At 45.1% G+C, this 13,007-nt stretch carries 1 protein-coding gene; it reads right to left on the reverse strand.

Annotated features, from left to right (window positions below):
* Nucleotides 1–28: 28 nt before the first annotated feature.
* Nucleotides 29–13,003, reverse strand: coding sequence for an SDR family NAD(P)-dependent oxidoreductase (locus GXP75_RS00770; RefSeq protein WP_242555954.1), 12,975 nt, complete (start codon nucleotides 13,001–13,003; stop codon nucleotides 29–31).
* Nucleotides 13,004–13,007: the final 4 nt, after the last annotated feature.

Consider the following 13,007-nt stretch of genomic DNA (forward strand, 5'->3'; position numbering starts at 1 on the left):
GGCATCAAGAATGTCTTTATGATTCATGCTATTTACTCCCTTCTATGATGGTTTGCACACTCTTAAAATCCAATTTCCCTTGCGCCACCTCTTTCATCATGCCGATGATTTGCTCATCAGTGTATGAACTCGTTTTCTTTGCTGACGGGACTTTTATAGGCTGATTTTGTCCCTCAGCTTTTAACGCCAAATGAGCTGCTAATGACTGGACCGTCTGAAACTCGAGAATGTCGCGTCCTGTGATTCTGATATGAACATTTTTTTCTATATGACGCATCAGTTTTCGGCCAAGAATGGAATCCAGTCCGTAATCTAGAAGTTTTCTTTTGAAGCTGATTTGATGCCGCGTTAGGTTGAGTTCCCGCGATAAAAATTGCACAATGCATTCCTGCATTTTTTCCTGGATTGATTGGTCTTCTAAGACTTGAACCGTTTCATTTTCTTCTATAGACTGCTTTATGGCTTTTGGCCCGTTTTGTTCCTTTTTGCCTGCTGACACCCAATAGCGTTCACTTTCAAATGGATAGCCAGGTAAAGGGATAGTGCAAACTTCATTGCCTTTATGGAGTAATTCCCATGACATATCGTTTCCTTTGGTCCAATACTGTGCGATTTTTTGCAAATTGTTTTTTTTGACGAAAACTTGTAGAACTGTTTCGTCTTGGAGTTCTTGATTCTCTTCCGCATTCCCCGTAAATAGAGATGCAAAAGTTTCGACTGATTCACCATTCTTCACCACTTCGTCATATTCCTTCAATTTTCGCACCAGTTCTTCTTTATTGTTCACAACCATTGCCAAACGGGCTTCCATTGCTTCTCTTCCGACCTGCAGCGTATAGGCAAAGTCAGGTAAAGAAAATTCATTACGCTTGGCATACTCAAGCATTTTTCGGGCAACAGCTTGCAGCCGTTCCTCGTTTCGAGCAGAAAGTACGATGACTTGCGGGCACTCAGTTGAGTGTGAACGCGTTACGTCATATTCCTCCACTACTGCATGTGCATTGGTTCCGCTTATACCCGTCGTGCTGATCGTTCCCACCCTCGGCATGCCGTTTTTCTTTTTCCATGCCTGATTTTCTTTATGGAGCACAAAGGGACTTTCATTAAACTGAATATATGAATTGCTTGTTTCACAATGATATGTCGCTGGAATGGTTTGGTCTTTCATGGCCATCAGCATGCTGATTAAACTAACGACACCTGAAGCAGCAAATGTGTGTCCGATTAACGATTTAATAGAGCCGATTGCACAGAATTGCTTCTGTTTCGTATACTTACTGAATGCCCTCGTTAACGCTTGGACTTCGAGCGGATCTCCCACATTTGATCCGGTGCTGTGCGCCATCACATATTGGATATCCAACGGATTGATTTGAAATTTATCATAAATGCTTTCTATCAATTCCGTCTGGCTGAAAGGGTTAGGAGCTGTGATACCGTTTGTTTTCCCGTCATAATTGATCCCGCTTGCCTTTATACATCCATAAATGTGATCTTTGTCTTCAATCGCCTTTGATAATGGTTTCAACAGCACAGCTGCTGCCGCTTCGCCAGGCACGAGCCCATTTGCATCCTGATCAAACACTTTACATTGCCCGTTTGGAGAAAGCATTTCAGCCCTAGTCAGCGCCTCATATGACATCTGAGTCATATTCAGGCTGACACCGCCGGCTAAAGCCATTTCACAGTCTCCCTGGCGTAATGCCGAACATGCCTGATGAATGGCAACGAGCCCTGAGGAACACGCCGCTGTTAACGCCATATTAGGGCCTTTCAAATCCAAAGCGTATGCGATTCGGGCAGATAATGTGGCGTTTTGGGTGCCATTAATGTAATCCGTATCACCGGTTAAATGCGCATATTCCCCTTCTTCCACACCCACATAAACGCCGCAAGACTTTCCTTTAATCCGTTTTCCCATATATCCTGCGTCTTCAAATGTATGCCATGCTTCCTCTAAGAAAATGCGCTGGCGCGGGTCCATGCTTTCCGCTTCTTTAGGTGATATTTGAAAAAACAGCGGATCAAATCGGTCTATGTCATTCAAAAATGCACCCCATCTTGGCACTGCTTTTTCTGAATCTCCGTTACCAACGCGCCAATCCCATCGTTCTTTTGGAATTTCCGAAATGCAATTTTTTCCGTTCTTCAGATTGTCCCAAAATTCCTTAACCGTATCCGCCTGAGGAAATCTGCCGCTCATTCCGATAATGGCGATCGGCTCTGCATGATTTTGCTGAACCCTTTTTCTTTTTCGGGATTCCTCTCCTTTAGCTGCTGCCGCATCATCCGCTGCAGCTGGAGACTTTGGCAAGACAGGCTGTTTCCGAACGTCTTCCCGGTAAAATTCTTCAATCATCTCTTTATGATCCGTTAAAAAGTATCGGATCAGTTCTTTTAGAGTGGAATAGCCGAAAAATAAAGCCGGTGTTACTTCAATTTTGTAATGGTCGGACAATAGGTTTGAGAATTTGGCCAAATAGATCGAATCGAATCCGAAGTCGGCCCAATTTTTATTCATCTCTAACTTGTCCTTTGAGATTTTGAGCAAAGTATGGATATGCTCTTTCAAATCCATTTCAAGACGTTTTTCCACACTTAATGACTTGTTCTCATCTTGTCTTTCTACTGCGGGATGAGTTGAAAGGGCCGGTTCAGGCTGTATATGTTCATTGAGTCCCAAAAAGCGTCGGGCGCGGCTAGGCTGACCTGCTATAATGAGATGCTGCGTATCTTGTTGAGATAAGATTCGTTCAAATATGCCGATACCTTCATCTGCCTCTAATAGACGCTGGCCGCTTGATTTCAGATACATATCGGTTGTCCCGGCATCACCGATTGCCATACCTCCGTCTTTCCACACAGGCCAGTTGATGACAAATGTTTTGCCTTGGTTGTGCTGTTCATTTCTGTAATGTGCGTAAGCCATTTGGAATCGATTTCCTATCGCATAATCGCAAAAGCCAAAGTCTCCTAAAATAGCGGATGATGATGAAAAATAACAGATAAAATCAAGCGTTTCTTTTTTAAGCCATTCATCAAGCGCTATGGTTCCATTGATTTTCGGTTCAATAATGTGACGGAAGCTTTCCATCTCTTTTTCAAAAATAGCAGACTCGCTTTCTAAACCTGCAGCATGAATGACGCCATTGATGGCTCCGAACTGTTCGATGCCGCGTTTCACGCAGTCTCCCATCGCAATCGGATCACAAACATCCGCCTCTGCGTAGATGACGCTGCTTCCCAAATTCTTTAATTTTTGTATTTGGTTTTGTTTTTCCTCATTGACAGGCGAACGGCCGGTAAGAATGATGTTTGCCGCATATTTTGCAGCCAAATGCTTGGCGAATAAATAACCTAGCCCTCCTAATCCGCCTGTAATCAGGTAAGTCCCTCCATGCTTCAATAAACTGTTTCCTGCTTGTATGGCTGTCGGTTCAATGATAGATACATAACGTTGTTCTTCCTGATACAGAACGGTTTGTTCGCTTGCAGCCTGTAATTCCGTCCAGATCTTACGCGCCCAATCCTCCATTGATCTCCGATTCTTGCTGTCAGTTGTTTGAAAAACACCTGTGACTTTTGTATTCGGAAGGACCAGTCCGAGCGAACGTTCAAAACCGATCCATGATTCTACATAGCAGCGGTCCAGGCCATTTTCAAAACCTCCCGCCAATAACAGCCGGAAAGGCTGAATCTTTGCAGACGTCATGGCTTGTAACAGATATACAATGCATGAGTAATCTTGAATACAACTTTTATCCTCTAACGCCCATAAATAGAGAATCGCATCGAATTCACCGTGTTCTTCTTGAATGCGCCGGAAGGCTTCCTTATATGTGCCTGGCTCATGTCGTAAAATACGGTAGTGATATTGAGATTGTTTTTCAAATGCCGCACCTTGTGAAATAAAAATGATCTGCGTCTCTTTATCAAAGGTTTGCACAGCTGAAACAAATGCTTGTTGTTTTTCGTCAGAGAGAAAACAAACCAACGTTTTTATATTCTTACGGGCTGCTTCAGGTGCGCGCATCTCTTTCCAAACCTCTTTAAACGTCATCAGCTGAAAGTCTTCTGCCGTCTCCTGCTGCTGTTCCATATGGTCCTCTGTGGATGCCGCTCTCCTTACAGCTGGTTTCTCTTCATTCACTGAGGCCCAGTAACGTTCCTTTGCAAAAGGATATGTCGGCAGGCTGATCCGGATCGGCGCCTTTGTTCCATAAAGCTTGTGCCAATCAAAGGACAAGCCCTTCACCCAAAGATCCAGTAATTTTGTATATTTTCCTTTGCTTATCCAGGCATCTATGATCTTTTCCATATCTTCATCAGCTGAAAAGACAGCCAATGCTCTTTTGTTATGATCAGTACGGTCCCGGTACAGAGTATCTGTTTCTTCTTTACCTTCTATATAATGGTGCAGCTTGGTCTCAAGGTCTTCAATAGAATCTGCTATAAAGCCGAGCCTTTCCTCCATCGCTTCACGACCTGTTTGAAGGGTATAGGCCACCCTGACAAGATCTGTTTCGCTATATCTCTTTTCACTGACGGCCGCCAGCAGCTGTTCTGCTCTATCCCGAAGCCGTTCGCTATTTTTTGCTGACAGCACGATTAAAGCCGGCGGTTGAGCGTATAGCGTTTGCGTCTCCGTTTTCGGAATATATTCTTCTATGACAATATGAGCATTTGACCCTCCCGCACCAAAACTGCTTAATCCTGCGCGTCTCGGCAACTCCTGGCCGTCAATGATCGGTCGTTTCCATTCTCCGAGCTCTTGCTGGACGATAAAAGGAGTATGGCCGAATTCAATATTTGGATTTAACCGTTCAGAGTGCAATGAAGGCACGATTTGGCCGTATTTAAGCTGAAGCAGTATTTTTGTCAGCCCTGCGATGCCTGCCGCGCTTTCACAATGTCCGATATTGGATTTGGCAGAACCGATCGCACAGAACTGCCTGTCGGTTGTGTCTTCCTCAAAAGCTCTTGTTAATCCTGCGATTTCAATGGGATCACCTAATGCCGTGCCCGTGCCGTGAGCCTCCAGATAACTGATGGTCCGAGCCGAAATATTCGCATTTTGAAAGGCTTCCTTCATTAACTGGCATTGCGCGTTCGGGTTTGGCACAGTATAGCCGTTGGTTTTTCCTCCGCTATTCACCATGCTGCCCTTAACGACACCGTAAATATGGTCACCGTCTTCAATCGCTTTTTTTAGAGGCTTTAAGATGACGGCTCCTACACCTTCTCCATCAACAAATCCATCCGCATCGTCCCCGAATGATTTGCATTTATCACCTGTTGAGAGCATATTCATGACAGATAAGTTCTGATAATGGATTGGGTCGACAATCAAATTGACTCCTCCGGCGATGGCGCATTCACTTGACCCGCTGTATATGCTTTCAAGCGCTAAATGAATGGCTGTCAGGGAAGAAGAACAGGCCGTATCAACGGCTATGCTCGGCCCTTGGAAATTCAAAAGGTAAGACACCCTGTTTGCAATGGACCAGTAGCCGTAGCCAGTAGGGTAATTTTTGTTCATTACTCCCGCAAATACGCCGATCTTTCTGCTTGAACACAGCGTTTCCGGCGTGTATCCCGCATCTTCAATACTTGCATACGCGGTTTGTAAAAATAATCGCTCTTGAGGGTCCATTCTTTCTGCTTCTAATGGAGAAATTTGAAAGAACAAAGGATCAAACTTATCCATATCCTTTATGAAGCCGCCCCATTTCGTATAAATCGACCCTTCTTTTCCTTTTTCTTCATCGTAATATCTCTTCCAATCCCAGCGGTCTTTAGGTATTTCTTCAATGCAGTTTTTTCCTTCTTTTAGATTGTTCCAAAAATCAGCAACCGTTTCCGCCTGAGGGTAACGTCCGGAAATGCCGATAATGGCTACATCTCGGCTGGTCATGTCTTGGGATGGCTCTTCTTGCTCCTTTTGGCTTCCAAGCTTGCGATAGCGCCTGGATTTTCTGAAGGTCTGCGGCGATTCTTGCGATGGCCCATCCTGAAGCGGCTTTGCCACTCGCTTGTCATTCTGCATTTGATGATCTAACCCCGTCAGCTTTATGAGCGCTTCTTTTTTTGTTTTGATTAAGTGCGCTACTAATGCATCAATGGTTTGGTACTCAAAAAATAACGTGCTGCTGACATGATCTAATACCTTACGTAACGTATTGGTCAGCTGGACGACGACAATAGAATCGATACCGTACTTTTCCAGCGGTTCAGACGAGTCAATCTTGCCGGCTGGGATTTTCAGCGTTTCTCCGATTAATTTTTTCATATACTCCGTGCTTTTCTCTTGGAGTGCGGAATTTTTTGTTTGTCCGGCTTCCTCCGCCACGTTCATTTGTTCAGCCGCCTGGTCTTGTAATGGGCTTGAACGAAAATCTCTTTCTGCCGTAAGCGCGTTTTCCTTTGGCGCGGTTACATTGCGAATGACCCCGCTGCTTTGTGCCGCAATGATTTGGTGGCTTAAGTCATGAGCTTTTTCAGCCGGGAAGAACACCGCTTGATAGCCTTCGCTTTCTAAAGCCTTTTCCCACGCATTAGGATATAAACCGGGACAGCCAGGTATACGAAGCTCAGGGTCTTCATATAGCCACCAGCCTTCCAAAAGCCCGAATGTAATATGAGGGAACAGGCTGTTGCCGGCCATTTCATTTAATAAGAGTAATCCGTTATGTTTTAGAACCGCTTTCGCATGACGCAAGGTTTGGCGGATATTTTTCGTCGCGTGCAGGACATTAGCCGCAATCACAATGTCATAGCCGCCTGCATCAATTTCCTGATTTACAATTGGTGCTTCCACATTAAAGATTTTGTAGGTCAGATAAGGATTTTCTGGACCATACTCTTTTTCCGCATGCATCAAAAATGCTTTGGATAGATCTGTATAGCAATATTCTTCAATGTTTTGTTGATAGCTTTTCAGCTTTTGAAAAATGCCGGCACTTGTACCGCCGGTGCCCGCGCCTATTTCCAAGATCCGAATGGATGCTTGCGGGTCTTCTTTCAGCCGCTCTTCTAAGTAAGCAATTAATGTATCAGAAAGCACTTGGTTGAAGTAGTCTGCAACTTGATTGTGTTTATAGATTCCTTCCACCAATTCCATAGAGGAATGAGGGAACATAATATCCGTCGCTGGCACTTTTCCGCTCAGAATATCCGGCAATGCTTTAAGCATGGACTCTGCCAAAACAACCATTGCTTTCGTATTGCTGTCTTTCAGCCACTCTGCCTTTTTCTCATCCCATTCTTTCCAAAGCTCATCTATATTTCGATTTGCTCTGGCTTTGGACACAAATGAATCTCCATCTTGTTTAAGGTCGTGATGCTCCAGAAGGAATGCTATAGTTTGCTGAAGCCATTTTTCATAAAAATCACGGGTTTTATTGTTTCGTTTAAGTTGTTCCGCAGATAATCTGTCACCTTTAAACAATCCGGCCTTTTGCAATTGACCTAAAAGAAGCCTGTAAAGGAAATCATCCAGTTCCTTATGTTTTACTCCTTTTATATGCTCTGGCTCTACATTTGACCCTTTTTCTGACAAACGCCTTCTCAAGCTTTTGACGTCAACCTGATGCTGGTGCGGGTAAACGGTTATGGCTTCCTCCTGATTCATGCCTTCTACAGCAACCGGTTTGGTTGTATGAATGAAAGCCGCTTGGCTGACAGGCCCCGAAAGCAGTGCTTGTAATGCGTTCATTCCTGCCTCCGGTTCAATCAAGCCTAGGCCTATTTGATCCATGAGCTGGACAAAATTCTCATCACCAGCCGCTTCACTATTTCCCCAATATCCCCAATTCATTACTTTTACCGGACACGTCCAGTTTTGAGAAAGCCGGTAAGCAAAAGCATCGGCAAAAGCGCAGCCGGAAGCATAATGGCTTTGCTTCACATTTTTGATATAGGCCACAAGCGAAGAGAAAAATAGGACAAAGTCCAAATCTTCCCGCTCAAATACTTGAGCCATACACACACTCACATCTACCTTGGCCGCCAGCCCCGATCTGAATTCATCAAGTCTCATATTTTCCAGACTTTGCTCAGATAAGTTCATCGCTGAATGAATGACGCCGTGAATGCGGGCATAACGCTCTTTCACTTTTTCATAAGCTTGCTGCAAGGAGTTTACATCAGCTGCATCGGCAGCAATGTAGTGAGGCATAGGTCCGACGTTTGCAAGACGGTCTAATTTAGCCTGGATGGCGTCATTTAATTGACTGCGGCCAATCCAAATAATCTTCGCCTGATAGCTGCGGATCATATATTCACTCCACGCTTCACCAATGTATCCCGCACCGCCGATAACCACATACACTCCCCCTGTTTTATACAGAGTGTTGTTTGACGGAGAGTGTTGAAACGGGATCAATTCCTGCTGATGCCATTGCTGATTTCGATAAGCCCAAGCATGCCCCTGACGGTCAGCTGGAAGTGTAAACATCTGCTTGATTGGCCAAGCGCTGTCTTCCTCAAGATCAAGAAGCCGGATTTTCCAGTTCGGATATTCCTTGGCCATTGTGCCGGCAAGCCCGTGAATACTGGCATGAGAAGGATTTATTGATTCATGTTGAACAACCGGCTGTGCTTGGACAGTGACAAGGCTCCATGTTACAGCTTTGTCGCCGTATCCTGATTGAAGAAGTGCTTTGACAATCTTAAAAACGTGAAGAACGTTTTTTTCCTGATCTTCAATAAACAGATCCTCTGACATTATGTTCAGCAGGCGGGACGGTGCGATCCATATCACGTGATCAATGCTGCCGCAAGCTTGAAGCTTGTTCGATATCGCTGAGATGTCATCTGTTGAATGAATATCTAAAACTGTAATCTTCGAATCATGCTGTTTAATTAATCTCCGGTCATCCTCAGACCCTCCAATTAAAACTGCCCGCTCTTCAAAATCTGGAACATCATCCTCTGCATCTGCAGAAATAGGTTCCCAGGCGGGAATCATCATCGTATGCCCGACTGGCGGATGCGCCGCATTTTCTGCCACATTCGTTTTCGATGCAGATGAATGTTCTCCTTCCAATGCTCTGATGGAAGCCCCTTTCATCCGCACACAAATGTTGCCGTTCTCATCGCATAAATCAATATCATACTTCCTCACTTTGTCATCCGCTTTGCTGTCCTGACTGTACCGAATAAAGGACCATATGTCAGAAGGGCAAGGGCCAAGGATGTCAAGTTCGTGCATTGCAAACGGCAGCGACAGTTTGTGTGTTTGAGTATCTGCGTTGACTGAACTTACAATTAAACCGATCGAAGCATGAAAAGCGGAATCCATTACACTAGGGTGAAGCAAGAATTGCTGCTGGCCGCCTTTCAAGAAAGCGGGTAAGGAGATTTTTGCAAGCAATTGGTCTTGTCCCACAAACACCTTTTCAATTCCTTGATAGCCTTCGCCATAGTCAAGCCCTATCTTCCGGAACGCCTCATAGCATTGCTCTGACGCTACGGTCTCCAGGCTGCATTGCGCCTGCAATGTTTTAATGTCTAAGGCCGGGATGTCCGTTACGTCGCCTATCCTTGCACTGCCCTGACTGTGTATGATCGGATTTTCATCCATATCTTCCGATTCACTATAAATCTCATAGGTAATCTCTCCGCTATCTTCCGGATAAAGGCCAATATGTATCTCTTTCGGTTCGCTCTCAATCACGATAGGCCGTATCCACACGATATCTTTGAGTGACACCACTCTTTGTTCATCTTCCAGAACACCCGCTGCTTTTTCCGCTGCTTCACGAGCCATTTCCAAATACGCTACGCCCGGCAAAATTTTCTGACCATTAACTACATGATCTGAGAGAAAAAACTCTTCGCCTGTAAAGGTAGAACTAAAACGCTGCTCAGCGAAGTCTGATGTGTTTCGGTGCAGCAGCGGATGTAATTGGGCATCGGTGCTGCTGTTTTTCGTTTCAGGTGCCGGTATCCAATAACGTTCTTTTGCAAACGGATAGGTCGGAACACTGATTTTCAGCGGCTTCTTATTCCCGTACAATTCTTCCCAATTCACCGGCTTTCCTTGAACCCATGCTTCCGCCAATTTTTTCAAACCAGCTTCAGTAATCGGCTTCTGCACCAATTCCATTGTGGCTTGATTCACGCTGGACATAAAAAGCTCATTCACATCTTTGACCTGTCCGGTCCAGCAATCATTGATTCTCTCATTGCCTGCCGCAAATGCTTTTAATTTAACGATTAAATCCTTTATGTCTGTCACCAGAAAAGCTGCCCGCTCTTCCATTGCTACGCGTCCTGACTGTAATGTAAAAGCAAGCTCAGAAAGATTGATGTCCTCATGAAGATAATCGAGCAGTTTCTTCACATAGGCTTGCAGCCTGTCTTTGTTTCTGGCAGACAGCGGAATGATAGCCGGTGCGGCTTCCGCTGCAGGAGATACAGAAGCTGCCGGGATGTATTCTTCCAGAATTAGGTGCGCATTTGACCCCGAAGCTCCGAATGAACTTAATCCGGCACGGCGGGGATAGGTGGTGCTAGCCCCGTTTTCTGTCAATGTCGGCTGCTCCCATTCCTTTGTTTCATGCTGGACATAAAAAGGAGATTGATCCAGTTTAAGATACGGATTCAGCTCTTGTGAATGCAAAGACGGCACCAGCGTTTTATAGTGTAGCTGAAGCGCGACCTTGCACAAGCCGCTGATTCCGGCTGCAGACTCCGCATGCCCAATATTTGATTTCACGGAACCGATGGAACAGAACTGCTTATCCTGCGTATCCCGGCTGAAAGCTTTCACCAACCCTTGAATTTCAATCGGATCTCCTAAGGAGGTGCCTGTACCATGGGCTTCTACATAGCTGACGGTCCTAGGATTGATCCCTGTTTTCTCTAAACAGGCTTCGATGACGTCAGCTTGCGCCACAGGACTCGGAACCGTAATTCCGCTTACCTTTCCTACATGATTAATGGCACTTCCTTTAATGACGGCATAGATCCGGTCCCCATCCTGTTCTGCTTTTTTCAGAGGCTTCAGCAGAACCGTTCCTACGCCTTCTCCCGATACATAGCCGTCCCCATCCAGACCGAACGTATGGCAATATCCGTCGCTGGAATGCATTCCCACACTGCCATAGCTTATATATTTAGCCGGATGCAGCGACAAATTAACTCCGCCCGCAAGTGCCGCCTCGCATTCTCCATTTCGGATGCTCTCTATTGCCAAATGAACGGCGGTCAATGAAGAAGAGCATACAGTATCCACCGCCATACTCGGTCCGTGGAAGTTACAGTAGTAAGAAACCCGATTAGCGATTTGAGCATAATTCAGTGACAAAGGAAATGGGTTGTCTTCAGATAAAGCCTCCGCTCCAATCAGGGAGTAATCTTTATGCATAACGCCGGCAAATACGCCGACATGCTGTCTTTTATGTCTGCCTTGCGGTGCTGCAAGCGTGTTTGGTGTATATCCCGCATCTTCAATCGCTTCCCAGCAAGCCTCTAAAAACAAACGTTCTTGGGGATCCATGTTTTCTGCTTCTCTGGGAGATATTCTGAAGAATTGAGGATCAAAGCAATCTGCATCCTCGATAAATCCGCCCCATTTTGACACAGGCTTCCCGGCAGGCGATTTCAAATGGCTGAATTCCTGCCAGTCCCAGCGCGATGGCGGAATTTCAGTGATGCAATCCATGCCCGCCTTTAGATTCTTCCAAAATGCTTGTATATTTTCAGCCTTGGGATAACGGCCTGCCATCCCAATGATCGCAATATCCCCGCAGGCTTTCGATACAGTTTCATCAGTCTTTACTGATTCTGGCTCCGGATCTTTCGGCATAGGTAAAGGAGACTGGCGGACAACGTTGTCCGCCTCTCCAAATGAAAAGTTTTCAGCAAGATAAGCTGATAATTCTGCAATGGTTGTGTATTCAAACAGCAGGGTCGGAGAGAGATCCGCCCCAATCTTGGAACCAATCGCCTGAACGGTTTCAAGCAAGGAAGGCGAATCCAAACCAAGCTCATAGTACCCGGCATGTGTTTCAATCAGTTCTGCCGGTTTTCCAAGCTGTTCAGCCAGAAGCTGACGTAAAAACTCTTCAATTGCAGCATATTCCCGGCTGTTGTCTTCACTTGCCATCTGAACAGATTCATTCCGCTGCATCATTGCTTGAGACCTATTCGTTTCCTTTCTTTCCGGATGAATGGCCTCCGCTTCACGCACAGATTTACTTGCAAAGTTTTTAAGCTCGGCTACCTTTTTTCCGTGTTGATTGAAATATTCAATCGTCATATAAGTAAGTTCTTTCTCCTGACGCACTGAAGAAGATTGAATGCGAGCCGCACATTCTTTCTGTAATAATTCCGAAGCGGAAAAGGATTCATAAAACAAAGGCAGATAAAGAGTCTGTCTGTCTTGATTCGTATTCGAGAGCAGGACGCTTGACCCTAATCCGCTGCCGTCAATGAGAGTCGGGTGGAACATAAACGACTCGGAATGAACAAGAGCTTCTTGGCCGACAGAAATATCAATAAGGGCGCCTTCACCCGCTTCATATATCTGTCCTTTTGCCTTCATCATCCCTGTATGCACCAATTCATGGCGGCGGCACTGGTCATAGATATCATACAAATCTACAACTCTGTCAGCCGTCTTTTCCCAATGAGTCATATCAATGGTTTCGCTGAAAGCAACAGATTCTCTTTGATGCATTTCTGCAGTTACATATTGTTTTTTGTCTGTTAACAAGTCTCCTTGCTGTTTTTGTCCGTCAATTTGAATAACCCATTTTCCTTCGTTGCTTTCAGACACGTGAATAGAAAGAATGATGTCATATGTCTCTTCCGCGATCAGCGGGTAAAAAATGGTTACATGTTTAAGTTCAAGTTCTTGATAATCGTAACCGTGTTCTTGAAATACTTGATAAATGAGATCTATATAAGCAAGGCCGGGTAATAACGCTTGTCCATATACCTTGTGATTTCGCATAATAGGATGCTGTAACGATAGGCTTAATTGTTCAGTTATCATTTCT

Origin of the sequence: Bacillus sp. HU-1818 (assembly GCF_022695965.1) — a bacterium.
Classification (GTDB): domain Bacteria; phylum Bacillota; class Bacilli; order Bacillales; family Bacillaceae; genus Bacillus; species Bacillus atrophaeus.

Coding starts and splice junctions, on each gene's coding strand:
- GXP75_RS00770 (WP_242555954.1), bottom strand. CDS start 13,003: ATGATAACTGAACAATTAAGCCTATCGTTACAGCATCCTATTATGCGA.